Annotated in this window: 20 protein-coding genes; 6 read left to right on the forward strand and 14 right to left on the reverse strand. The window is 71.6% G+C overall.

Annotation, left to right across the window (positions count from 1 at the left end):
- Nucleotides 1-48: 48 nt before the first annotated feature.
- Nucleotides 49-717 (reverse strand): TetR/AcrR family transcriptional regulator, encoded by a 669-nt coding sequence (locus ACFYOU_RS06290; protein WP_389763003.1) that lies wholly within the window; start codon nucleotides 715-717, stop codon nucleotides 49-51.
- 134 nt (nucleotides 718-851) lie between these two features.
- Between ACFYOU_RS06290 and ACFYOU_RS06295 the strand changes: the two genes are divergently transcribed.
- Nucleotides 852-1,667: an SGNH/GDSL hydrolase family protein gene (locus ACFYOU_RS06295; RefSeq protein ID WP_389763005.1), complete on the forward strand. Its 816-nt coding sequence runs from the start codon at nucleotides 852-854 to the stop codon at nucleotides 1,665-1,667.
- Here the strand turns inward: ACFYOU_RS06295 and era are convergent.
- From era to ACFYOU_RS06330, 7 genes are all read right to left on the reverse strand, one after another.
- Nucleotides 1,609-2,559 (reverse strand): GTPase Era, encoded by a 951-nt coding sequence (era, locus tag ACFYOU_RS06300; protein ID WP_389763007.1) that lies wholly within the window; start codon nucleotides 2,557-2,559, stop codon nucleotides 1,609-1,611. The two genes, ACFYOU_RS06295 and era, sit on opposite strands and share 59 nt — an antisense overlap.
- 90 nt (nucleotides 2,560-2,649) lie before the next feature.
- The gene (locus tag ACFYOU_RS06305; protein WP_387008624.1) at nucleotides 2,650-2,997 is read right to left on the reverse strand and encodes a cytidine deaminase; all 348 of its coding nucleotides are present in this window, start codon (nucleotides 2,995-2,997) and stop codon (nucleotides 2,650-2,652) included.
- Between the two features lie 44 nt (nucleotides 2,998-3,041).
- Nucleotides 3,042-3,398 carry an MmcQ/YjbR family DNA-binding protein gene (locus tag ACFYOU_RS06310; protein ID WP_389763008.1) on the reverse strand — a complete coding sequence of 119 codons (357 nt, stop codon included), beginning with the start codon at nucleotides 3,396-3,398 and terminating at the stop codon, nucleotides 3,042-3,044.
- Entirely contained in the window at nucleotides 3,395-4,705 is a 1,311-nt protein-coding gene (locus ACFYOU_RS06315) for a CNNM domain-containing protein (RefSeq protein ID WP_391303904.1), read from the reverse strand. Before ACFYOU_RS06315 ends, ACFYOU_RS06310 begins: the two co-directional genes overlap by 4 nt.
- Before the next feature lie 4 nt (nucleotides 4,706-4,709).
- Nucleotides 4,710-5,207, reverse strand: coding sequence for an rRNA maturation RNase YbeY (gene ybeY, locus ACFYOU_RS06320; protein ID WP_387008619.1), 498 nt, complete (start codon nucleotides 5,205-5,207; stop codon nucleotides 4,710-4,712).
- Between the two features lie 12 nt (nucleotides 5,208-5,219).
- Nucleotides 5,220-7,313, reverse strand: a complete 2,094-nt coding sequence (locus tag ACFYOU_RS06325) for a PhoH family protein (RefSeq protein ID WP_391303905.1) — start codon at nucleotides 7,311-7,313, stop codon at nucleotides 5,220-5,222.
- Nucleotides 7,314-7,440: 127 nt separating this feature from the next.
- Nucleotides 7,441-8,598, reverse strand: a complete 1,158-nt coding sequence (locus ACFYOU_RS06330) for a PfkB family carbohydrate kinase (RefSeq protein ID WP_391304215.1) — start codon at nucleotides 8,596-8,598, stop codon at nucleotides 7,441-7,443.
- A gap of 344 nt (nucleotides 8,599-8,942) precedes the next feature.
- Here ACFYOU_RS06330 and ACFYOU_RS06335 point away from each other — a divergent pair, with 344 nt between their 5' ends.
- Nucleotides 8,943-10,298, forward strand: a complete 1,356-nt coding sequence (locus ACFYOU_RS06335) for an MFS transporter (protein ID WP_391303906.1) — start codon at nucleotides 8,943-8,945, stop codon at nucleotides 10,296-10,298.
- Between the two features lie 152 nt (nucleotides 10,299-10,450).
- On the opposite strand, the gene ACFYOU_RS06340 is transcribed toward ACFYOU_RS06335, so the two are convergent.
- The 3 genes from ACFYOU_RS06340 to ACFYOU_RS06350 form a co-directional block, all read right to left on the reverse strand.
- The gene (locus tag ACFYOU_RS06340; protein WP_391304216.1) at nucleotides 10,451-12,664 is read right to left on the reverse strand and encodes a glycosyl hydrolase family 18 protein; all 2,214 of its coding nucleotides are present in this window, start codon (nucleotides 12,662-12,664) and stop codon (nucleotides 10,451-10,453) included.
- 525 nt (nucleotides 12,665-13,189) lie between these two features.
- Complete coding sequence (locus tag ACFYOU_RS06345; protein WP_391303907.1) at nucleotides 13,190-13,987, reverse strand: phosphotransferase; 798 nt, start codon at nucleotides 13,985-13,987, stop codon at nucleotides 13,190-13,192.
- A 205-nt stretch (nucleotides 13,988-14,192) separates the two neighbouring features.
- The gene (locus ACFYOU_RS06350; protein ID WP_391303908.1) at nucleotides 14,193-14,639 is read right to left on the reverse strand and encodes a hypothetical protein; all 447 of its coding nucleotides are present in this window, start codon (nucleotides 14,637-14,639) and stop codon (nucleotides 14,193-14,195) included.
- Between the two features lie 723 nt (nucleotides 14,640-15,362).
- Here ACFYOU_RS06350 and ACFYOU_RS06355 point away from each other — a divergent pair.
- The 3 genes from ACFYOU_RS06355 (at nucleotide 15,363) to ACFYOU_RS06365 (ending at nucleotide 18,411) form a co-directional block, all read left to right on the forward strand.
- Nucleotides 15,363-16,694, forward strand: a complete 1,332-nt coding sequence (locus tag ACFYOU_RS06355) for a tol-pal system YbgF family protein (protein WP_391303909.1) — start codon at nucleotides 15,363-15,365, stop codon at nucleotides 16,692-16,694.
- Nucleotides 16,695-16,851: 157 nt separating this feature from the next.
- Nucleotides 16,852-17,766 (forward strand): hypothetical protein, encoded by a 915-nt coding sequence (locus ACFYOU_RS06360; protein ID WP_391303910.1) that lies wholly within the window; start codon nucleotides 16,852-16,854, stop codon nucleotides 17,764-17,766.
- 42 nt (nucleotides 17,767-17,808) lie between these two features.
- Entirely contained in the window at nucleotides 17,809-18,411 is a 603-nt protein-coding gene (locus ACFYOU_RS06365) for a DUF664 domain-containing protein (RefSeq protein WP_391303911.1), read from the forward strand.
- Nucleotides 18,412-18,433: 22 nt separating this feature from the next.
- On the opposite strand, the gene ACFYOU_RS06370 is transcribed toward ACFYOU_RS06365, so the two are convergent.
- Together ACFYOU_RS06370 and ACFYOU_RS06375 are read right to left on the reverse strand one after the other, a co-directional pair.
- Nucleotides 18,434-19,009, reverse strand: a complete 576-nt coding sequence (locus ACFYOU_RS06370; RefSeq protein WP_389763023.1) for a dihydrofolate reductase family protein — start codon at nucleotides 19,007-19,009, stop codon at nucleotides 18,434-18,436.
- 106 nt (nucleotides 19,010-19,115) lie between these two features.
- Nucleotides 19,116-20,111, reverse strand: coding sequence for a zinc-binding dehydrogenase (locus tag ACFYOU_RS06375; RefSeq protein ID WP_391303912.1), 996 nt, complete (start codon nucleotides 20,109-20,111; stop codon nucleotides 19,116-19,118).
- A gap of 232 nt (nucleotides 20,112-20,343) precedes the next feature.
- On the opposite strand from ACFYOU_RS06375, the gene ACFYOU_RS06380 reads away from it, so the two are divergent.
- Nucleotides 20,344-22,020, forward strand: a complete 1,677-nt coding sequence (locus ACFYOU_RS06380; protein WP_391303913.1) for a PA14 domain-containing protein — start codon at nucleotides 20,344-20,346, stop codon at nucleotides 22,018-22,020.
- On the opposite strand, the gene ACFYOU_RS06385 is transcribed toward ACFYOU_RS06380, so the two are convergent.
- A complete protein-coding gene (locus tag ACFYOU_RS06385; RefSeq protein WP_389763026.1) occupies nucleotides 22,007-22,636 on the reverse strand; it encodes a dihydrofolate reductase family protein in 630 nt (209 codons plus the stop codon). The two genes, ACFYOU_RS06380 and ACFYOU_RS06385, sit on opposite strands and share 14 nt — an antisense overlap.
- Nucleotides 22,637-22,780 lie beyond the last annotated feature (144 nt).

Below are 22,780 nucleotides of genomic sequence, written 5' to 3' on the forward strand. Positions count from 1 at the left end.
GCCGGCACCGCTGCCCCGGTACGCGGTGCGGCACCGCTCGTCCCGCGCTCAGTCCGTTGCCGCTCCACCGGTGCCGAGCCCGGTCGCGACGGAGGTCTCCGCCTCGTCCGGGCGGTCGCCGGCGGCGCGGACGAAGTCGAGGACCATGCCGCGCAGGACCTCGGGAGGGCCGAAGCTGCCGGCGATGTACCCGGCCCGGCCGAGTTGGGCCAGTCCGTGCATCTGGCAGAAGAGTTGGCGGACCAGGAGGTCGGGGTCACCGCCCGCGCGGAAGCGGCCCGCGGTGAGGCAGCGGCGGATGGCGTCCCGGGGCGGGCGCAGTACGTGGATGCCGAGCCTGCGGTCCTCCTCGGTGAGGGCGAACCCGGCGAACGCCGAACCGCCGAACATCACCGCGTAGACGTCCGGTTCGTCGTGCGCGAAGTCCTGGTAGGCGCGGCACAGGGCGGCCAGTTCGGCGACCGGGTCGTCGGGGTGGGCGGCCGCGGCCCGGGCGACCCGTTCGTGGAAGCGGTCGAAGCCCTCCGTCATCAGTGCGCGGACCAGTCCGGGCATCGACCCGAAGTGGGTGTAGACGGCCATCGTCGAGGTGCTGACGGCCTTGACCAGGCGCCGCACGCTGAGCGCCGCCGCACCTTCTTCGGCGAGCACCCGCGCGGCCTGGTCGAGGAGGCAGCGGCGTACGTCGAGGGGGGCCCGGCGATCGTCAGTTGACACAGCCGAACTATAACGCTGTTATGTGCATAACGGTGTTATGGGTGGAGGCGCTCACCCGGGACCGGACATCGGCCGTGCCGGGGTCCGGAACACCGGCACGTCCTGGACGACCGACGCCACACGAGGGGTTTGTCATGCTGACGCGGAGTACGCGGGCCTTCCGCAAGCACCTGACCCGGCTGCCCGAGGCCGGCGGGGAGACCAGCGGGGTCACCGAGGCACCGGGTGCCGGGTCCCCGGAACCCGCGCTGCGGATGGCGGTGGTCGGCGACTCCGTCGCCGCCGGCGTGGGCGCCCCCGTCCTGCGCGAGGCGCTGCCCGGCGAACTGGCCGCCGCACTGACGGGGATCACCGGACGGGCCGTTTCCTGGCGGGTGTCCGCCCGCTCGGGCGCCACGCTGTGCTCGCTGCGCAAGCACCTGCTGTCCGGACTCACCGACCCGATGACCCGGTGGACACCCGATCTGGTGGTGGTCATGGCGGGCACCAACGACGCGATGCGGCTACGGAGCCCCTGGGCCCTGCGGCGGGAGGCGCAGCGACTGGTCCGGGACATCCGGCTGCGGCTCGGGCCGAACGTGCCGGTGGTCTTCGCGGGGCTCCCCGACCTGCGGGGCGTCGACGTGCTGCCCCGGGCGGTCCGCGGGCCGCTGCGGCTGTACGTCGGCCTGCTGGACCGGCAGCTGCGCGTGGTGGCGCGGCGCGGGCGGCGCGTCCACCACCTGCACTCCGGCGGGATGCCCGAGTTCCCCGGGCCCTGGATGTCGTCCGACCGCTTCCACCCCTCGGCGCAGGGCTACCGGGCCTGGGCGCGGGTGCTCGCCGGGCGGCTGTCCACCCTGACCGACCCGCCGGCCGCACCGGCGCCGCCCACCGGCGGCGCCGGACCGATCAGAATCCGAGCTTGCGCAGCTGGCGCGGGTCGCGCTGCCAGTCCTTGGCGACCTTGACGTGCAGGTCGAGGAAGACGGGCGTGCCGAGCAGCGCCTCGATCTGCTTGCGGGACTTGATCCCGACCTCCTTGAGCCGCTTGCCCTGGGGGCCGATGACGATGCCCTTCTGGCTGGGCCGCTCGATGTAGACGAAGGCGTGGATGTCCAGCAGCGGCTTGTCGGCGGGGCGGTCCTCGCGGGGCAGCATCTCCTCGACGACCACGGCGATGGAGTGCGGCAGCTCGTCGCGGACCCCTTCGAGCGCCGCCTCGCGGATCAGCTCGGCCACCATGACCTGCTCGGGCTCGTCGGTGAGGTCACCCTCCGGGTACAGCAGGGGACCCTCGGGGAGCAGCGGGACCAGGAGGTCGGCGAGCAGGCCGACCTGCTGGTCCCCGACCGCCGAGACGGGCACGATCTCGGCCCACTCGAAGCCCAGCTCCTTGCCGAGCTGGTCCACGGCGATCAGCTGCTCGGCGAGGGCCTTGGAGTCGACCAGGTCGGTCTTGGTGATGATCGCGACCTTGGGGGTCCGCTTGATCGCCGCGAGCTCCTTGACGATGAAACGGTCGCCGGGGCCGAGCTTCTGGTCGGCGGGCAGGCAGAACCCGATCACGTCGACCTCGGCCCAGGTGGCGCGGACCACGTCGTTGAGCCGCTGTCCCAGGAGCGTCCGGGGCTTGTGCAGTCCGGGGGTGTCCACGAGCACGAGTTGCGCGTCGGGGCGGTGCACGATGCCCCGGACGGTGTGCCGGGTGGTCTGCGGCCGGTTGGAGGTGATCGCGATCTTCTGGCCGACGAGCGCGTTCGTGAGGGTGGACTTGCCCGCGTTGGGCCGCCCCACGAAGCAGGCGAAGCCAGACCGGTGGGTGGCCTCGGCGGGCTCGGATGACGGGGTACGGGCACTCATGACGCCCATTGTCCCCGATCGGCGGGGCGCCGCCGCACCGCACCCGTCCGGCGCAGGTCGACGGCGCCCGGCGCTCCGGGCCCGTGGGCGTCAGACGGTGACCGTGCTGCGCGGCGTCCCGTCCGGTGCGGCGAGGTGGACGGGGGTGCCGGTGCCGCCGAGGTCGCGCACCGCGGCCAGGTCCTCGTCGGGGGCGGTCAGCTCGCCGGTGACCACGGCGGCGGCCTCCAGCGAGGTGGCCCCGGAGGCGACGGCCATGGCGACGGCGGTGCGCAGGGCGCTGAGCCGCAGCGAGGGGAGGTCCACCGGCCCGGCGACGTAGGTCCGGCCGGTCTCGTCCCGTACGGCGGCCCCCTCGGCCACCCCGCCGCGCGCCCGCGCGGAGCGGGCGAGGGTCACGATCTTGCGGTCCTCGGCGCCCAGTTCACTCTCGCTCATGGGCCCCAGCTTAAGGGGCGGATCAAGGGGCCGTCCCGGGTGTCTCAGGGGCGGTCGAGCCGGAGCCGTTCGGCGCGCGGCAGACCCGCGACCACCAGGTCGTAGGAGTCCTCGACCAGTTCCCGCACCGCCGGCGCGGGCAGCAGACCGACGGTCACCGTGTTCCAGTGCCGCTTGTTCATGTGGTAGCCCGGCCGCACGGCCTCGGGGTGCTGCTCGCGCAGCCGCACCGCGTCCTCGGGGTCGCACTTCAGGTTCACGGTCAGCGGGAGCCCGTCGAGCCGGGACAGGGCGAAGAGTTTGCCCCGCACCTTGAAGACGGAGGTCTCGGGCCCGAACGGGAACTCCTCGACGGCGGCGTTGAAGGAGAGGCAGAAGGTGCGCAGTTCCTCGGGGCTCACCGGCGGGGCTCCCCGGCCGGGCCGACGGTGTCCCCGGGGCCCAGCGGCTCCACCAACACCGTCATGATCTTGTTCCGGCGGCCGGCCGCGGACTCCGCCGTCAACCGCAGGCGGCGCCCGTCCGGGAGGAGGACCGAGGCTTCGGCCCCGGCGATCGGGACCCGGCCGAGCGCCTTGGCGAGGAGCCCGCCGACCGTCTCGACGTCCTCGTCGTCGTACGCCTCCAGCCCGTACAGCTCGCCGAGGTCGCCGATGTCGAGCCGGGAGGTGACCCGGAAGCGGCCGTCGCCGAGCGGTTCCACCGGCGGCAGTTCGCGGTCGTACTCGTCGGTGATCTCCCCGACGATCTCCTCCAGGATGTCCTCGATGGTGACGATCCCGGCGGTGCCCCCGTACTCGTCGATGACGACGGCGACGTGGTTGCGGTCCTGCTGCATCTCCCGCAGCAGGTCGCCGGCGTTCTTGGTGTCGGGGACGAACGCCGCCGGCCGCATCGCCGTGGACACCAGCTCCGACTCGGCGTCCCGGCTGATGTGGGTCTTGCGGGCCAGGTCCTTGAGGTAGACGATCCCGACGACGTCGTCCTCGTTCTCCCCGGTGACGGGGATGCGGGAGAACCCGGAGCTCAGGGCGAGCGTGAGGGCCTGGCGGATGGTCTTCCACCGTTCGATGGCGACGAGGTCGGTCCGCGGCACCATGACCTCGCGGACGAGGGTGTCGCCGAGTTCGAAGACGGAGTGCACCATCCGGCGCTCGTCGTCCTCGATCAGGGACTCCTGTTCGGCGAGGTCCACCAGGGCCCGCAGTTCCGCCTCGGAGGCGAACGGCCCGCGCCGGAAGCCCTTGCCGGGGGTGAGGGCGTTGCCGAGGAGGATCAGCAGCGAGGGGATCGGCCCCATGATCCGGGCGAGCGGCACCAGGACGTACGCGGCGACGGTGGCCGTGTTCAGCGGGTGCTGACGTCCGATGGTGCGCGGGGAGACGCCCACCGCGACGTACGAGACCAGGACCATCACGCCGATCGCGAGGAGCAGCGCCTCCCAGGTCTGGTGGAACTCGTTGAGGCAGGCGTAGGTGACGAGCGCCGCCGCGGCCATCTCGCAGGCCACCCGCACCAGCAGGGCGACGTTCAGGTACCGGGTGGGGTCCGCGGTGACCTGGGCGAGCTTCGCCGCGCCGCGCCGTCCGCTGCGGGTCGCCTCCTCGGCGCGGAAGCTGGACACCCGGGCGAGGCCCGCCTCGGCGCAGGCGGCGAGCCACGCCACGACCACCAGCAGGACCGCGCCGAGGATGAGGGGAACGCTCATCGGCTCAGGCGACCGTGGGCGCCGGGGAGGGGCCGGTCAGGCCCTTCTCCTGGCGCCAGCCGTCGACGATCGCGGCCTGGAGCCCGAACATCTCGGCCTTCTCGTCGGGCTCCTCGTGGTCGTAGCCCAGCAGGTGCAGCACTCCGTGGACGGTGAGGAGTTGCAGTTCCTCGTCCATGGTGTGCCCGGTGGGGGCCTCGCGGCCCTGTCGCTCGGCGACCTCGGGGCAGAGCACGATGTCCCCGAGCAGGCCCTGCGGGGGCTCCTCGTCGTCCTTGGACGGGGGCCGCAGTTCGTCCATCGGGAAGGACATGACGTCCGTGGGCCCCGGCAGGTCCATCCACTGGATGTGCAGTTGTTCCATGGCGTCGGCGTCGACGACGATCACGGACAGTTCGGAGAGCGGGTGGATCCGCATCCTGGCCAGCGCGTAGCGCGCGATGTCGAGGACGGCGTGCTCGTCCACTGCGGTGCCGGATTCGTTGTTGACGTCGATCGCCATGGCTGTGCTGGTCTACTTCCCTCGGCCGCCCCGGCTCGGGCGGGAGCCGCGGTCGGAACCGTTCTCGGTGCCGTTCGCTCGGTCGTACTTCTCGTACGCGTCGACGATACGGCCGACCAGCTTGTGCCGGACGACATCCTGCGAGGTGAGCCGGGAGAAGTGGACGTCGTCGACCCCTTCGAGGATGTCCTGCACCTGACGCAGCCCGGACTTGGTGCCGGTCGGCAGGTCGACCTGGGTCACGTCACCGGTGATGACGATCTTCGACTCGAACCCGAGGCGGGTCAGGAACATCTTCATCTGCTCGGGGCTCGTGTTCTGCGCCTCGTCCAGGATGATGAAGGCGTCATTGAGCGTGTTGTGCGTGAGCAGGTAGTTCTCGGTGACGTAGAGCGAGTCCTCGGCGGCCACCTGGATGCAGACGGCCTCCTCGCGACCCGCCGGCTCGATCGAGTCGATGAATCGCATCGGGCGACCACCGCCGGACGCCCGGTACTTCTCGGCCTTGCGCTGGAGCCGGAAGGGTTCCACGCCCTCCGGCAGCCGGATGTCCACGACGTGGGCGTCGTGCCGGCGCCGGGTGTAGGCGACCCCACCCAGCGACTGGACGAGGGCGATGACGTCGTCCCGCAACAGGATGGACGTGGTGACGTACTGGATGCGGCAGGTGCGGTCGGCCTGCGTGACCTGGCCGCCGTCGGAGTCCAGGAGGCCCTGGAGGAGCGCGAGCCGCACCTCCGGGGTGTTCTGGAGGTAGTCGTCCGGCACCAGCTTCGTGTTCGATCCGCTCCCCCACAGGTCCAGCTTCCGGAGCACGGCCGTGACCGGGTTCTCCGTGGTGATCACGTCACCGGGAGAGGCGATCCGGTTCAGGGCGTAGTCCGGGCCGCCCCGGTGGCGAACGGAGACTCCGGGCAGTGCCGCTTCGAGCGCCGTGACGAGTTCGGGGTCCCCGGTGGCGAACGACGGGGTGGTGGAACCGGTGAGGCACCCGTCACCGAGGAGCAGGCCCAGAGCATAGGGATCCATGGGCACCGGGCGCTCCGGGAACCGGACCGGGGCGGTGAGGAGCGGCAGTTCGTAGCGGCGGGCGTGCGCCGCGCGGAGGTTGCCGATCATCTCCTTGGTCTCCAGGACCCGCCAAGGCTTGTCGCGCCGACGGTCCGAGGCCGTGCGCACGGTCCACAGGTGCTCACCGCAGCACAGGGTCCAGGAGCCGTCCTGAGCGGTCACCCGGTAGATGTCCTTCTCTCCCTGGGGGTAGACGCCCAGGACCGGGGTCGGCTCGCCGTTCGACCCCACGACGAGGTCTCCGACGCGGAGGTCCCCGATGGGGCGCCAGCCGTCGGGGGTCAGCACCTTGGTGAACACCGGCTGCGCCCTACCGCGCATGTAGGCCAGGGGCGCGACCTCGATGGTTCCGGCGGCCATCAGCCGGGGGATCGAGTCGGGGTCGAGCATGTCGTGCAGCGCGTCGTACAGGGGGCGCAGATACGGGTCGATCTTCTCGTACAGGGTGCCGGGCAGGAAGCCGAGGCGTTCGCCGGCCTCCACCGCGGGGCGGGTCAGGATGATGCGGTTGACCTGCTTGGACTGGAGGGCCTGCACGGCCTTGGCCATGGCCAGGTAGGTCTTGCCGGTGCCCGCGGGGCCGATGCCGAAGACGATGGTGTGCTTGTCGATGGCGTCGACATAGCGCTTCTGGTTGAGGGTCTTGGGGCGGATGGTGCGACCCCGGGACGAGAGGATGTTCTGGGTCAGGACCTCGGCGGGGGTCTCCTCGCCGTCGCCCTCGCCGTTCTCACTCGCCCTGAGCATGGCGATCGAGCGTTCCACCGCGTCCTCCGTCATCGGCTGCCCGGTGCGGAGCACCAGCATCATCTCGTCGAACAGGCGCTGGATCAGGGCGACTTCACTGGCGTCGCCGACAGCGCTGATCTCGTTCCCCCGGGCGTGGATGTCGACGTCCGGGAATGCCTTCTCGATCACGCGCAGCAGCGAGTCACCGGAACCGAGCACGGTGACCATCGGGTGCTTGGCCGGCACGGCGAACCGGGCGCGGGCCCGACCCTCCGTCGCTGCGTGGGCTGTGGGTGTCTGCGTCATGGGCCGGCGCTGTGGCCTGCTCGTCCTCCTCGGGCGGGACGCCTCGGGGCGAGGCGCCTCTGTTGCCCAGGGTACGACGCACCCCGTGCGGGGACCGAGCCCTTTTCCCGGTACCCGCACCGGACCGTCAGGGCGTGCTGCGGAACCCGATGGTGGGGACCGCCCGGCGCAGCGGCCAGGGCCGGGCGGTGGCGGGCAGCGGGGGTTCCAGGGCGTCGAGGAAGGCGTACCGGGCGAGGGCGGCCGGGTTCTGCGGGCCGTAGCCGCGCACCTGGCGCCACCAGGCGGCGACCTCCGTCCAGCCGGGCGCGGAGAGCGAGCCGCCGAAGTCCTGGACGGAGAGCGCGGCGGTGAGCCCCGCGAAGGCGACCCGGTCGGCGAGCGGCCAGCCGGCGAGGGTGCCGGTGACGAAGCCGGCGACGAACACGTCCCCGGCGCCGGTCGGGTCCAGCGCCTCGACCTCGATGGCGGGCACCTCTGCGGTCTCCCCGGTGCGCCCGTCGACGGCGTAGGCGCCTTCGGCACCGAGGGTGACGACCGCTACGGGCACCCGTTCGGTCAGGGCGTGGGCGGCGGCGCGGGGGCAGTCGGTGCGGGTGTAGCGCATGGCCTCCTCGGCGTTGGGCAGGAACGCCTCGCAGTGCGCGAGGTCGGGCAGCGCGTCGAGGTCCCAGCGGCCCGTGTCGTCCCAGCCGACGTCACCGAAGAGCCGGGTGCCGGTGCGGGCGGCGGCGCTGATCCAGGGGTCCCGGGTGCCGGGGGCGAGGGAGGCGACGGCGGCCCGGGCGCGGCACGCGGGGGCGGTGGTGCCCGTGGGGTCAGCGGCACCGGTGGGGTCAGCGGCGTCGGCGGCCGGGGGCGGCTCGTGGGCGTGCGACACCATGGTGCGTTCGCCCTCGTAGGCCATGGACACGGTGACCGGGGAGTGCCAGCCGGGGACCCGGCGGGAGGGGGTGAGGTCGATCCCCTCGCCCTGGGCGAGGGCGTCCCAGCAGTAGTCGCCGTAGTGGTCGTCGCCGAACGCGGCGGACAGCGAGGTGCGCAGCCCCAGTCGGGCCAGGGCGGTGGCCATGTTGGCGACGCCGCCGGGGCTGGAGCCCATGCCCCGGGCCCAGGACTCGGTGCCGCGCACGGGGGCGGAGCCGAGTCCGGTGAAGATGATGTCGAGGAAGACGGGTCCGGTGAGGTAGACGTCCCAGGGCGGGTCGTCGGGGGCGCGCAGCGCGGCGAGGGGGTCGTGCCGGGGTCGGGGGCGGGGGCGGGTCGCGTTGTCCCGGTGTTCCAGTGCGGCCTCGGCGGAGTCGGGCTCGGGGGTCGGGCCCGGGCTGCCGACCACGGCCGGGAGGGCCCCGGTGGTGCGGACGTCCTCGGCGGTGGCGGGCCGCGGTGCGGCGTTCGTACGGGGTCCCTGCGGCGGCTGTCCGGCGTGCGTGATCACGATGCGCTCCCCTGAATGGTGCGGGTCCAGGCCAGTGTGCCCGAAGGGGCGGCAGGGTCCAGGCACCTCAGCGAAACCGCGGTAAATACCCGCGAGTCCTCCACTCAAACACCCAAACACCATGATGTGACCTAGATCACATCAGCCAGGTTTCCCCGCCTCCCCCACCGGCCCCGCACGAATTGATACACATGTCCGCGCGCACCGGCCCCGCACGCCCCGGCCGACCCCCCGCGCGCCCCCTTTCCGGGCTCGCCCGCACGCCCACCGGAGCGCCCGTGCACCTGCGCCGCACCGCCCCCACCGCACCGCCGTTCGTCGCCCTGTACACCGCCGGACAGCTGACCTCGTACCTCCTCCCCACCGTCGTCGCCCGCCTCGGCGACGCCTTCGCCCTCTCGCCCGCCCGGGCGGGAGCCCTCGGCAGCGGACTCCTGCTGTGCTCGGCCGGCGCGGGGGTGCTCCTCGCCTCCCGGGCCGGCCGGTACGGGCCGCGCCGGACCGCCCGGGCGGGGCTCCTGCTGGCCCTCGCGGGGTACGGCACCGCCGCCCTCGCGGACTCCGTGGAGTACGCGGGGCTCGGCGCGCTGGCCGGAGGTCTCGGCTCGGGCACCGCCGCCGCGGTCGCCTCGGCCGGGATCGCCGGGCAGCGCGACCCCCACCGGACCTGCACGCTCGGCCTGCTGAGCCTGTCCGCGCTGGCCGCCGCCGCGTATCTGACGGTCCCGCGGCTCGGACCCGGCCACACCCCGGTGTTCGCCGTGCTCGCGCTGACCGCCGCCCTGGTGCTGCCCGCGACGGCCCGCCTCACCGATGCGCCCGGCCCCGACTCCGCGCCGGGCGCGACGGACCCGGACCCCTTGCCCTACCGCCACTCGGGGCCGGTGCTGGCGGGCGCGATGGTGTTCTGGGCGATGGCGCAGAACGCGCTGTGGGGGGTCAGCGCCCGGATCGGCGCCGAACAGGCCGGGCTGGACGAGGTCGCGATCGGCGTGGTCTTCGCGGTGGCGCTGGGGGCGGGACTGCTCGGCGTCGCCGGCGCCGGCGCACTGGGCGCGCGCCCGGGGCGGGCGCTGCCCATCGGGGTGGGCACGGCGCTGATCGCCTGCTGCATCGCCCTGGCCGCGCGGGCCGAGGGGCCGGTGGCCTTCGCGGTCGGGGAGATCGGCTGGAACGCCTGCTACCCGTTCGTCCTCGCCTACCTCACCGGGCTCGCCGCGGCCCTGGACGACCGGGGCCGGTGGGCCGTGCTGGTGGGGGCGGCGAGTTCGCTGGGCATCGCGTGCGGGCCGCTGACCGGGGGGCTGCTGGTGGAGCGGGCCGGGTTCCCGACGATGGGGCTGGTGCTCGGGGCGCTGCTGTTGCTGCTCGTCGTGCCGCTGATGGCGGTGGCGCTGCGGGTGGGCGGCCGGGCGGAGTTCGGCATGGCGCTACGGGTCCGGGCGGCCGACTTCCCGGACGCAGCGCACGCAGCGCCCACAGCGCCCGCACCGCACGGGCCGGACACCCCGGAGGCGCCGGACGCGAGCGTGTCGGTGACCCGGTGAGGGTGCGCCGGGGGCGCGGCTCCCCGCGCGAACCGCACCGGCGCGGGGCCGTTCGCTGCCCCACGCCGGACGGCGCCCGGTGCTGCGCGACCCTCACCCGCGATCGCGTGCACCGGGCACCGCCGGCGGACCCGTGGTGGGCCGGACGGGCCCTACGGCAGCCCGGTGTGCAGGGCGTTCATCAGGGTGCCGTTCGGGGTGTCACCCGACATCTCCCAGACCATCGCCCCGAGCAGGCCCTTGGCTCTGATCCACTCGGCCTTCTTCCCGATCGACCAGGCGTCGTCGAACGACCACCACTGACCGTTCGGCCCGGTGTACCCGTACGTCGAGACCGACTGTTCGTCGTGGTAGACGGTCATGTTCGGATAGTTGCTGATCAGGTTGTGGTACCCGCGGATCCCCGCCTCCTCCGGGAACTGTCCGGTCGCCGCGCCGTTCGCCGTCTGCCACTCGCCGTTGGTCCCGGCCGGTCCGCTGGCCACGTCCTTCCAGCCGCGACCGTAGAACGGGAACCCGACGGTGAGCTTGCGTGGACTGACCCCCGCGTCGAGATAGGTCTGGATCGCCTTCTCGATGCTGAAGTCGAAGGGGTACGGGTCCTGGGCGTCCTTGCGCAGGTTGGCCTGGTGGCCGGTGCGGCCCGGCTCCCAGGAGTTGTCGCTGCCCGCGCCGTGGAAGTCGTAGCCCTGGACGTTGGCGAAGTCGAGGTGCTCGAAGATCTTCGACAGGTCCCAACCCGCCTGGATCTTGGCCGGGTCGGCGGGCGTGAACGCGGTCAGCAGCCGGTGTTCGCCGCCGAGCGCGTCGAGCTGCTTGCGGAACTCGGCGATCAGTGCGGTGTTGTTGGCCTTGTCGGCGGCGCTCCAGTGGTTGCCGGGGTGCCCTTCGGCGCCCGGCCACTCCCAGTCGAGGTCGATGCCGTCGAAGATCCCGGCGCCGGTGCCGGGGCCGCCCGCGCCGTTGTAGACGGGCAGGTTGCCCTTGATCCAGACGTCGACGCAGGACCGTACGAACTTCTCCCGTGACGCCGGGGTGGCCGCCGCGTCCGCGAAGTACTTGGAGAACGTCCAGCCGCCGAGCGACACGACGAACTTCAGGTGCGGGTACTTGGCCTTCAGCTTCTTGATCTGGTTGAAGTTGCCGCGCAGCTTGCCCCAGCCGTCGTCCGCCACTCCGTCCACGGACTGGGCCGCGGACATGGGCCGTGCGTAGTCGGCGTCCGCGTCACCCGCGCCGGTGCCCTCGTTGGGGTCCTGCGGGTTGCCGGAGACGCCCTTGGTCACCCCCGCCTGGCAGGTGAAGTTGACCGGATCGATGTTCTGGAAGGCGTAGTTGACGACGTCCAGCTTGGCCGCCGCCCCGGAGGTGTCGAGGTTCTTGATGAAGAACTGGCGTCCGTAGATGCCCCATTGGCTGAAGTAGCCGACCTTGTAGTAGTTCCCCGGCCCGGCCACGTCATCGGTGGTGACGCTCAGCGCATTGGACGCCGGTGAGGAATTGTCCGCGGTGTCACGGGCCTTGACCGTGAAGGTGTAGGTGGTGGCCGGCGACAGCCCCTCCACCGTCGCGGTCGTGCCGGCCACCGTCTTGACCAGGGTGGCGCCCCGGTACACGTCGTACGCGGCGACGGCCACGTTGTCGGTGGAGGCGTTCCACGCGAGGAGCGCGGTGGACGCGGTCTTGCTCGTCAGCCGCAGGTTGCCCGGCGCGGTCGGTGGCGTCGGATCGGACGCCGGATCGACGGTGCGGAAGGTGAACGCCGGGCTGGGCGGCCCGGTGTTGCCCCGGCTGTCCTTCGCCCGGACGGTGACCGTGTAGCTCGCCGCCGGGGTCAGTCCGGTGAGGGTCGCGCTGACGCTGTCGGAGGTGGCCAGCACGGTGGTGCCGCTCACCACCTCGTACGAGGCCACCGGGTAGTCACCCGCGCTGGCGGCCGGCCAGGTCAGCGCGGCGGTGCGGGCGGTGATGGCGGTGGCCGACGGGGTTCCCGGCGCGGTGGGCGGTACGTCCGGGGTGCCGTCGCACTTGTCCCCGTTGACGGTGCACCCGGTGGGCGTGCTGACGGGGCCGTTGGCCACGAACCAGTAGCTCCACGGTTCGCTGGTGCCGCCGGCCGGGATGGTGGCGTTGTAGTACGCGTTCTTGACGGTGACCTTGCTGCCGTTGACCGTCGCGTCACCGTGGTAGTGACCGCTGACGGACACCCCGGCCGGCAGGTCGAAGGCGAGCGTCCAGCCGGTGACCGGCGCGGTGCCGGTGTTGCGGATGACGTACGTGCCCTTCCACCAGGAACCGTTGTTCTGCGTGGTGAAGCTGGCGGTGAGGGTCCCGGCCGCCTGCGCGGGGCTGGCGAGTGCGGTCATCGAGGCGAGCGGGAGGACCAGTACGGCGAGGACCGTGAGGAGTCTGCGCGGGGGCCGACGGGTGCTCGTGCGGGTTCCCGTCCGGGCGGGGGTACAGGTGCGGACGGCCGTGTGCGCGGTGGCGCGGAGGCGGGCGAGTACGCGTCTCCTTCCGGTGGCTCTCGTCGCGCCGGTGCGTCTGGTGCGTGGGGTGTCTCCGGTGGGGGTTCGTCTGCGGAACATGTGGCTCTCCCTTGTCGATGTGGGAGGAATCGGGAGCAGCTGAACGTTCGACTCGGACGGGTGCGGTGCCTGGCGGCGGTGTCGTGCCCCTGCGGGGTGGCGCTGTGCCGTTCCCCTGCGGGTACCGCTGTGGGGTGGCGCTGTGGGGTGGCGCTGGACGGGCCGGGTGCCGTGGGGGGCGCACCGCCGCTAGCGCGTGTACATGACACTTCGAAGCTACTTGGTCCGTACCACCTCGGGAACCCATCGCGACGGTACCGATTGCGCCACATGTCACGCCCGGCCGCGCGGACGGGTGGCCCCCTACTGCCGTGTCGCGTCGAGCAGATGCCGGAAGTGGGCGTTGCCGAGCACCGCGTCCTCCTCCCCCACCTGCGCCGTCCAGCTGCGACAGGTCACGTTCACGAACGCTTCGACCGCCGTGCGCTCCGCCTCGCGCCAGTGCGGGAGGCCGACCAGCCACGCCAACGCGTCCTCGGGCGCGTGCCCGTAGGTCATCAACCACGTGGCCAGGTACGCGGCGTCGACCCATGCGGGCCCGAGTGCGGGCATGGCCCAATCCACGACGTACGCGTCCCCGGACGCACCCATCAGGACGTTGTGCGGATTGGTGTCCGTGTGGAGCAGGTGCGCGCCCTGGAGCGCGTCCGCCTCGCCGGGACGCAGGTGCGCGGCGAACCGGTCCGCCAACCGCGGGAGCGCCACGCCCGGCGCGGGCAGCTCGTACATCCGGCGCGCGGTTCGGGTGAGCGCGTCCAGGTCTCCCGTCCCGGGCTCGTAGTCGACGTGCCGCCCCTCGACGTGCGCGAACGCCAGGCACCGCCACCCGTCCGACTCGAAGCGGTACCGGATGGCCGGGCCGACGCCGCGCACGAGTTCGTTGACCCGCTCCTCGTGGCGCAGCCCGTCCAACCCGGCGGGGTCGGAGGTGCGGACGCCCTTCAGGAACAGGGGGCCCTCGTCGCGGGTGCGGATCACCACCGCGAGCGAACAGTTCAGCCCTTCGCCCACGGGTGCGATCCCGGTCACTCCACCGGTTCGTCCCTCCACCACCGCCCTTAGTCCGGCGGGCAGTTGGTCCCAGTGGAAGCGTTCGGGCACGGTGCACCTCTCGTGGTGGGCAGGGGGCGCCACGGAACGGCGCCCCCTCGGTTGACGGCTCAGGTGCGCTGCGTCGCACCGCACTTACGGCAGCGAAGCTTGCCGCTCCAGCCCACCCACTGGTGGTCACATTCGCCCAGAATCCACGGATCCATCTCTGAACCTTCCTGTCGGGTGTACTGTCCGGGCCCGACGGACCGACCGGTCACGACGAGGGGCCCTCGGGGTGGGTCCCGCCGGCGGCACCTCCTGCGAACAGGCGCCGGTACGCGGGGTTGGCCGCCATGAACGCCTCGTGTTCCGGATCGACCAGGTCAAACGAGCACCTTCCCGGGTGGTCGACGAACAGACCGCACCAGTCGTCCCTACCGGACGGCACCCGCCTCTCCCCGGGACAATCTCCCAGGACGAGAACCCCGGCCGGGGCCCGCCAGTCCACCCACTGGGTCCACACCGTCTCGGGGCGTGAGCCGTACAGCAGGCGCACGACGGCGGCGTGGAGCCCCGGGTGGTCCTTCTCGACCTCACAGCGCAGATCCGTCATCACGTCGATCGACTCGTCGTCCACGGACGCCGCGGTCAGGGCGTCCAGCACCAGGGTCGGCGGCAGCGACTGGATAGCGCCGCACATCAGTGGCCGGTGCCGCCTCATGTGGTCACTCCCCCGAGGTTCGTCGGGTCGATGCCCTCGGGCGGATCCCACTGCACAGTGTCGAAGACGACCCGGTCGTACCGCCGGTGACCGGTGGCCCGCATGTGGTCCTCCGCCCATGCGTGGGCGTTGTCCGGGGTCCACTTACCCGGCCGGATCGGTGGCTCCGCCCCACACTTCGGGATCCCGGAGACACACTGGACATGGGCCCGCGCACCATGGGACTCCACCGACTTCAGGGTCCACAGGACGTAGCGAAATCGCCTGGTCAGCCCCACGTCGTGCCCTCTCGACTACGCGCGTTCACCTCGGTCAGAGCGGGCCGGAGCTGGTCCGCAACGGTGGCTCGGCGTACGTGGGCGCCGTGGACGTCCCACTCGACACCGCCCCGGGGCGGACGGAGTGAGATGCGAACCGGCTCCGCCCCCGCGTCCATGTCCATGACCACTCCGAGAGCACCCTTTCGAGTGTCGTAAGCGAGGTCACCGACTCTGAGTTCGTCACGCATCACGCCCTCCCCCTGCCCAATGTCCGCGTGAGCCGCGGCGGCGGTCTGGCGTTGCGAGTCATCGGTCATGACTGCTGTGAAGTCCCTTCCGGTCCCGTCTCGCACACTGTTCTGCGTTCGCTCTAGGCAACTGCCGCGTCACGCAGAGCGGTACCGTTGACTCATCAGCAGGGTATTAGCGCGATAAGTACTACTCCGGGCATGGGAGTTGACTCATGACGACCCGTACGCCGAACGAACGGCTGGCGCGACTACACGCAGAGGCGGGCTGGACGGCGCGCCAGTTCGCGCGGGCAGTCAACCGCGTGGGAACAGAGCGCGGCACCCCCACCAAGTACCAACAACCCTCCGTGAGCCAATGGATCGCCGGCACCAGCACGCCGAAGGAAGCCGCGCGCCCCCTCATCCTGGAAGCCCTGGCCCGGAAACTACGACGCCCGATCACCCACGCCGACGCGGGATTCCCCAATTCGGGGAATCCATCTGCGCGCGCAGGTACCGTCGACGCCCTGATCGACCTGGGTACCGCCGACATGCTTCCCGGGCGCCGTAGCGTTCTCGGTGCCGTGAGTCTGTTCTCCGTCGCGCTGACCATTCCCGGCTGGCCGGACGTCATAGGAAGAATGGAATCCGTACAGTCCGGCGCGACTACGCGCATTGGGATGTCGGATGTCGAGTTGGTCACCGAGATGACCGACCAATTGAACGCGATCTACAACAAGCGCGGCGGCCGAACCTCCCGTCCGATGGCAGCAGCGTTCTTGACCAACACCGTCGTCCCTTATCTTCGCGCAGACGCCTCCGAAGAAGTCCGCAAGTCCATGACGACTGCCGCGGCGTTCCTCTGCTATATCACCGGGTGGATGGCAGTGGACGAGGGCCTTCACGGCCTCGCCCAGACGTATTACACCAAGGCACTGGAACTGGCGGGCGCGAGCAGCGACTATCTCACCTACTGCCATGTCCTCCGAGGAATGTCGGTTCAGGCAGCAGACCTAGGACACGGACCTACCGCCACCCGGCTGGCCAATTCAGCAGCTGCCGCCGCGCCGAACAGCGGGCCACTCATGCGTGCTTTCATGGCGGGCCAACAGGCGCACAGCTTCGCCCTCGCAGGCGACCGCTCCGCCGCACTTCGCAGCATCAAAGAAACGGAAAAGGCAATGGACTCGGCCGGAAGCGGGCGAGTCCAGCTGGGAGGATACACTCCAGCCACTTTGGCGTACCACACTGCTCAGGTTCGATACTCGTTGGGAGACTTGACCGGTAGCGTGGAATCCCTCAAGTTGCACTTTCAGTTGAGGGCACCAACCGACTCACGGGTTACCGAACTGCGCTTTCAGTCCATGTTGGCCGAGCGGCAACTTGAGCTAGGGCATTTGGAACTTGCTTGCAGCACATGGAGCCAGGTGCTCTCGAAGCACCCCGACCTCCAATCGGGTGCGGTGGACAAGTTCGTAGCAGACATCAGCCGCCGCCTTCGCCCCTACCGGACCAGCGCGATCGCTCGCGAGGTGTACGAAGGATCACTGCGGAGCATCGGGTGAGCGGTACTCGCGCCGACTGACACACCGGGCCGACGGAGGCGAAGTGTCCGACTTCTCCGAGGAAACACGTACCCGTGGTGCTCGATCAGGGCTTTCGCCCGCTGAGCTGGCCGCGCGAACGCACTACGACAGGACCCATCTCTGCGCTCTGGAGGAGTTGGAGATAGGGGACCTCCGCGCGGGCGCTGTGGAGACCGCCGTCAACTACCTCACCACGCCGCCCGCGCCCATGGCGGAGAGAGCTCATGTGCTGCGGGACGCGACTTTGCAGCGCATTCGCGAAAACCGCTACCGACCCGACGAGTTGGCGGACCTCTACTCGACGGTGGGGCGTCTCTCCGGCGTGCTGGCCTACGCGCTCCTCGACCTCGGCTCACCGGCCGAGGCCATGCGGCACGCCGAGGCCACCGTCCGCTGTGCCGAGCGGGCCGGAGACCTCGACCTCGCCGCCTGGGCAGCTGGCACGCAATCACTCATCGCCCGGTTCCAAGGTGACTACCCGCTGGCCTTGCAGCACGCGCGGCGCGGGTTGCGGTGGACCGGCTCCGGGCACGGAACGGGAGAGGCGCGATTGCGGTGCGGTGAGGCGCAGTGCCTCGCCAACCTGGGCGATGCCCAGGGCGCCTACGCGTCGCTGAACCTGGCGGAACACGCACGCGAACACGTGGGCGCGGACGCCCCCGGACTGTTCGGGTTCAGCGTCGCGAAGCAGTCGTACTACACCGGGTCGTCGCTCATCTGGCTCGACGGCGACCAGGACGCCCGACGCGCCATCGTCTCCGCGACGAGCGCCATCACCGCATGGCGAGCAGCGCCACCTGAAGAACGGGCCCTGAAGGACGAACGGTTGGCCCAGGTGTACATCGCCACGGCCCATGCGCTGCTCAGGGACGTGGAGGGCGCGGCCGAGACCGTCCGGCCACTACTGTCGCTCTCCGGGGAGGAACGAATCTCGTGGATCGGCAAACGCATGGGCCGCCTCGCCGACCTGCTTTCCGATCCGCACTACCGCGGCAACCACACCGCTGCAGAGCTGATCGTCGCGATCCGGGACCTGAGCGGAGGAGCGTGACCGCTACCGCTCCACGCGTGGCCCATGGCAAGCTCGTGCCGCATGATCGACGCATTCGCGAAGGACAACCTGCACGGAAGACTGCGGCGGGACCGCAAGGCGCTGCTCTGGAAGCTCGACGGCTTGTCCGAGTACGACGCCCGCCGACCCTTGACGGTGACCGGGACCAACCTCCTCGGCCTCGTCAAACACGTGGCCACCGTCGAGGCCAGGTACTTCGGCGAGGTCTTCGACCGCCCGTCCCCGGAACCGCTGGCCCGGTGGCAGGACTCCGACGGCACCGACCTGTGGGCGACCGAGGACGAGAGCCGCGATCAGATCATCGCGTTCTACCGTCGTACGTGGGAACACTCGGACGCGACGATCGACGAACTCCCCCTCGACGCGCCCGGCCAGGTGCCGTGGTGGCCGGAGCCCCATGCCGACACGAACCTGTTCGCCGTCATGGTGCATGTCCTCGGCGAGTCCGTCCGGCACGCCGGGCACGCCGACATCCTGCGCGAGGGACTCGACGGCCGGACCGGGTTGCGCGCCGAACACGAGGGGCAGATCGACGAGGAAGCCCGGGCGGCCCACTTCGCGAGGATCGAGCAGGCCGCCAGGTCGGCACGTCGCCCGCCGTCGGGCAGCGCCGCTTCACGGTAGGGACCGGGGCCGGCCGCAGCTCCTACCCCGCAGCCCCGCGGGCCACGCGGTACCGGAGGTAGACGAACCGTGAGTTGAAGGTGCGGGTCTCGACCAGTTCGAGGTCCACCCGGCGTTCGTGGCGGGGGAAGAACGGGATGCCTCCGCCGACCAGCACCGGGTAGACCACGGCCCGGTACTCGTCGATCAGGCCCGCCTCGGCAGCCTCCGCCGCGAGCGTCGCGCCGCCGATCGCGATCTCGCCCGACCCCGGCTCGGCGCGCAACCGTTCGATCTCCTCCACCAGGCCGCCGGCGGCCAAGCGGGCGTTGCCCTGCACCGTCGACAGCGTGTGGGAGAACACCACCTTGGGGAGCGGGTTCCAGAGCGCGGTCCATTCGCGTTGCGCGTCGTCGAGCGAGGCGTCCTGGTCGGCGGTCTCCCAGTACAGCATCGTCTCGTACAGCCGTCGCCCCAGCAGATGGACGTCGACCCCGCGGATCTCGTCGATCCAGAAGCGGAAGACGTCCGGGTCGGGGGCCGACCAGTCGAAGGTGCCGTCCGGCCCGACGACGTAGCCGTCCAGGGAGACGCTCATCGAGTAGGTCACGCTGCGCATCGGAAGTCCTCCTCGGTCACGGGGGTCCGACCCTACGGCCGGGAGCCGTCACGGGACCCGTCGCGACGCGCCCCATCCCCCGGGGTCTCGCGGATCGCCCCGGGCCTCACTCCATGGTGAGGACCAGCTTGCCGAACTGGCTGCCGCCGGCCAGTTCGGCGAGCGCCTGCGCCCCCTCGGCCAGCGGGAACGCCCGGTGCACGACCGGGCGGAGACGGTGTTCGGCGACGAACGCCAGCATCGCGTGGAACTCCTCCGCGCTGCCCATCGAGGTCCCCAACACGCTGATCTGCCGGAAGAACAGTTCGCGCAGCGACAGCGTGACGTCCGCGCCCGTCGTCGCGCCCAGCGTCACGAACCTGCCGCCCGGGCGCAGCGCGGCGAGCGCGGGTGCGAACGTCGCCGATCCGATGCTGTCGACCACCAGATCGGCCGGCCGGACCAGTTCGGCGGCCCAGTCCGCGTCGCTGCGCAGGGTGTGGTCCGCGCCCGACTCCCGTGCGCGGCGGAGCTTGTCCTCGCTGCGGGAGGTGACGCTGACGGTCGCGCCCGCCGCCTTGGCCATGGCGAGGGCGATCGTCGCCACCCCGCCGCCGATGCCGGGCAGCAGCACGTGTTCGCCCGGGGCGAGGGCGCCGCGGGTGAAGAGCGCCCGGTACGCGGTGACGGCGGAGAGCGGGAGGGCGGCGGCCTCCGCCCAGTCCAGGTGTCCGGGCTTGGGGAGCACGTTGCGCGCCGGTACGAGCACGTACTGCGCGAACGTGCCCTGGGTCGGGCCGCCCAGGATGCCGGGCACCTCCGGGACCTCCACGGCGCGGTCCCAGTCCAGCGTGGGGTTGATGATCACCTCGTCGCCCACGGTGAGACCGGTGACCCCGGCTCCGGTCTCGGCGACGAGGCCCGCGCCGTCGGCCCCCAGGACCAGCGGGGCGTCGGCCGGTGTCCGGGCACCGGCGACGAAGAGGTCCCGGTGGTTGAGTCCGGCCGCCTTCAGCTCGACGAGGACGTCACCGGGGCCCGCGTGCGGCACTGCCGTCTCGTTCACGGCGACACCGGCGAGCCCGGCGGGTCCCTCGTGCGTCACGGCCTTCATGCGGTCCATCACCACTCCATCGGTCAGTTGGGTGCCCCGTTCAGTTACTTCTTCACCCTGTCACGGCACCGGTCCGCAGCCAGGTGGCGGCCCGGGTCCCCCGGAGGGCGGGGAGCGGGAACGCGCCTGGTCACGGCGGTACAACCAAGGGGCTCCCTCGTAGGTCTGGATCTTGATACCAGCACTGTTGCGCTGCCGGGCCCACCACTCGGCGGGCGCCACGAGAGGGACCGAGGCACGAATGAACCCAGCAAGACGCACCACGACGGCCGGCGCCGTGGTGTTCGCGGTGGCGGGTGGACTGCTCACCGCCGTCGTTCCGGCGGCTCCGGCCGCCGCCGCGCCGAACTGCGCGTCGCCCGTGTTCACCCGGCAGTTCTTCGCCACCACCACGTTCTCGGGTGCGCCGAAGAAGACGGACTGCGACAGCTCGGTCAACGAGAGCTGGAGCGGTTCTCCGGCGCGCGGGCTGCCCAAGGACAAGTTCGCGGTCCGTTGGACGGTGACACGTGACTTCGGGTCCGGCGGCCCCTTCTCGCTGCCCGTCGAGGCGCGCGACGGCATCCGCGTGTACGTGGACGGGGTCCGCAAGGTCGACCTCTGGCGGGACGTGTCCCGGACCGTGAAGAAGACGGTGAACGTCAGCGTGCCGAAGGGCCGGCACACCCTGCGGGTGGACTTCGTCAACTGGACGGGGACCGCGAACGTCAAGTTCGCCTACACGCCCCGCACTTCGGCGAGCGTGGACCGCGTCAAGCCGCTGGTGCCCACGGGCCCCGCGGTGGGCTACGACCGGACCCGCAGCAAGGCGCGCGTCAGCTGGGCGAAGAACAAGGAGCTGGACCTCGCCGGCTACCGGGTGTTCCGGCGGGCCGCCGGCGACCCGTTCCCCGCCCGGCCGCTCACCACCACGAGCGCCACCGCGTACACCGACACGCTGCCCAGGGCCGGCACCACGTACTACTACGAGGTCCGCGCCCACGACAAGGCGGGCAACCAGTCGGCCGGTACCGCCGATCAGAAGGTCGTCACCGTGGACGAGGTCGCGCCCGCCCCCGTCACCGGGCTGACGGGCACCGGGAGCACGGCGGGCAACCGGGTGTCCTGGAAGGCGTCCGCGTCCCGCGACACCGTGCGCTACCAGGTCCACGCCTCGCCGGTCGGGGCACCGGACCCGGACGGCCCGACGGTCGTCACCGGCACCTCGTTCCACGACGGCGGCGCGGTGCTCGGGCAGCCGACGCAGTACCGGGTGCTCGCCGTGGACGCGGCGGGGAACGTCTCGTCGGCGGCGAGCACGACGGCCGTGCGGGTCGCCCCGGCCGACGTGCCGGTCCCCGAGGAGCTGACCGGCACGCCCGAGGACGCGGCCAGCGTCGTCGCGTTCGCACTCGTGGTGGGAACCGACGGGTCGGGCGTCGGCGGCTACCGCCTCTACCAGCGGCAGGGCACCACGGACGGTTGGACGGCCGCCGCGGACATCGAGACGTACGAGCGGCGCGGGCGGCACACCGCCGCGAAGGCGGGACGGACCCAGTACTACGTGGTGGCGCTGGACGGTCAGGGCCGGGAAGGTGCGCCCTCCCGGACCGTCACCGTCAACCGGGTGGCCCCCGTGTACGGGACGGAACCGAGCCGCCCGCAGCTGACCGTGGACCGTGAGGGCAGCCCCCGCACCGGCAGCTTCGTCGTCAAGGTCAAGCCCGCCCCTGCCGACAAGGACCGCAAACTGGGCGGATACATCTGGGAGTTCTCCGGGGCCTGCGGATACTCCTCGTGGCAGCGGATCTACGGCCAGACCGGGACGATCACCTGGCAACCGACCTGGGACGGTCCCTGCATGCTGTCGGTGCGGGCCGCGGACTACTACGACACCAGGGCCGGCGCGGAGGCCGTCCGGGAGTTCATGATCCGCTGACCCGGTCGGGTGCGCTCATGTCCCCCGTGGCGGGCGTGCCGTCGGCGAGCCCGTAGCGCAGGTGCACGGTGCCCTTCGGGGTGGCGGCCGGAGGGGCGAGCAGGGTGACGTTGGTGGGCACCGCGCCGTCGGCGAACACCTTCTTGCCCACCCCGAGCACGATCGGGTGCAGCCACAGGTCGAGACGGTCGAAGAGCTTTTCACGCAGCAGGGTCTGCACGAGGTCCAGGCTGCCGACCACCTTCACGTTCTCGTGGCGGTCGCGGACCTCGCGCACCGCGCGGGCCAGGTCCGGGCCGAGCAGCTCGGACCCGGCCCACGGGAGGTCGGGCCGGCCGCGGGAGGCCACGTACTTCGGGACGGCGTTGAACAGGGCGGCGAACTCGTCGCCGTCCTGGTGCGGCCAGTAGGCGGCGAAGATGTCGTACGTCCGCCGGCCGAGCAGCAGTGCGTCGGTGCCTTCGTACGCGGCGCTGATCTGTGCCCCGGCGACCTCGTCGATCAGGGGCGCCTGCCAGCCGCCGAACGGGAACCCCTCCGGGTCCTCGTCGGGGCCGCCGGGCGCCTGCCCGACGAGGTCCAGGGTCGTGAACAGCTCGATGTGGATGAGGCCCATGGGCTACTCCCGGTGCGTCGGTGCGTTCTCCGTCAAGAGATAGACCCGCGGGCGCCCACGGGCCCCTCGCCGCGCCGGGACGCGGCCCGACGCAGCCGGGTGGAGCAGTCGTCCGTCCGGCCGGCCCCTCGGCGTGGCGGAGGG

This window comes from Streptomyces sp. NPDC005955 (genome assembly GCF_042871255.1).
Classification (GTDB): domain Bacteria; phylum Actinomycetota; class Actinomycetes; order Streptomycetales; family Streptomycetaceae; genus Streptomyces.

Excerpts from the sequence above, each read along its gene's own strand:
- ACFYOU_RS06315 (WP_391303904.1), bottom strand. The coding sequence starts at position 4,705 with ATGAGCGTTCCCCTCATCCTCGGCGCGGTCCTGCTGGTGGTCGTGGCG.
- ACFYOU_RS06350 (WP_391303908.1), bottom strand. The coding sequence starts at position 14,639 with ATGAGGCGGCACCGGCCACTGATGTGCGGCGCTATCCAGTCGCTGCCG.
- ACFYOU_RS06305 (WP_387008624.1), bottom strand. The coding sequence starts at position 2,997 with ATGAGCGAGAGTGAACTGGGCGCCGAGGACCGCAAGATCGTGACCCTC.
- ACFYOU_RS06370 (WP_389763023.1), bottom strand. The coding sequence starts at position 19,009 with ATGCGCAGCGTGACCTACTCGATGAGCGTCTCCCTGGACGGCTACGTC.
- ACFYOU_RS06385 (WP_389763026.1), bottom strand. The coding sequence starts at position 22,636 with ATGGGCCTCATCCACATCGAGCTGTTCACGACCCTGGACCTCGTCGGG.
- ybeY (WP_387008619.1), bottom strand. The coding sequence starts at position 5,207 with ATGGCGATCGACGTCAACAACGAATCCGGCACCGCAGTGGACGAGCAC.
- ACFYOU_RS06335 (WP_391303906.1), top strand. The coding sequence starts at position 8,943 with ATGTCCGCGCGCACCGGCCCCGCACGCCCCGGCCGACCCCCCGCGCGC.
- ACFYOU_RS06380 (WP_391303913.1), top strand. The coding sequence starts at position 20,344 with ATGAACCCAGCAAGACGCACCACGACGGCCGGCGCCGTGGTGTTCGCG.
- era (WP_389763007.1), bottom strand. The coding sequence starts at position 2,559 with ATGAGTGCCCGTACCCCGTCATCCGAGCCCGCCGAGGCCACCCACCGG.
- ACFYOU_RS06355 (WP_391303909.1), top strand. The coding sequence starts at position 15,363 with ATGACGACCCGTACGCCGAACGAACGGCTGGCGCGACTACACGCAGAG.
- ACFYOU_RS06365 (WP_391303911.1), top strand. The coding sequence starts at position 17,809 with ATGATCGACGCATTCGCGAAGGACAACCTGCACGGAAGACTGCGGCGG.
- ACFYOU_RS06325 (WP_391303905.1), bottom strand. The coding sequence starts at position 7,313 with ATGACGCAGACACCCACAGCCCACGCAGCGACGGAGGGTCGGGCCCGC.
- ACFYOU_RS06295 (WP_389763005.1), top strand. The coding sequence starts at position 852 with ATGCTGACGCGGAGTACGCGGGCCTTCCGCAAGCACCTGACCCGGCTG.
- ACFYOU_RS06375 (WP_391303912.1), bottom strand. The coding sequence starts at position 20,111 with ATGGACCGCATGAAGGCCGTGACGCACGAGGGACCCGCCGGGCTCGCC.
- ACFYOU_RS06340 (WP_391304216.1), bottom strand. The coding sequence starts at position 12,664 with ATGACCGCACTCGCCAGCCCCGCGCAGGCGGCCGGGACCCTCACCGCC.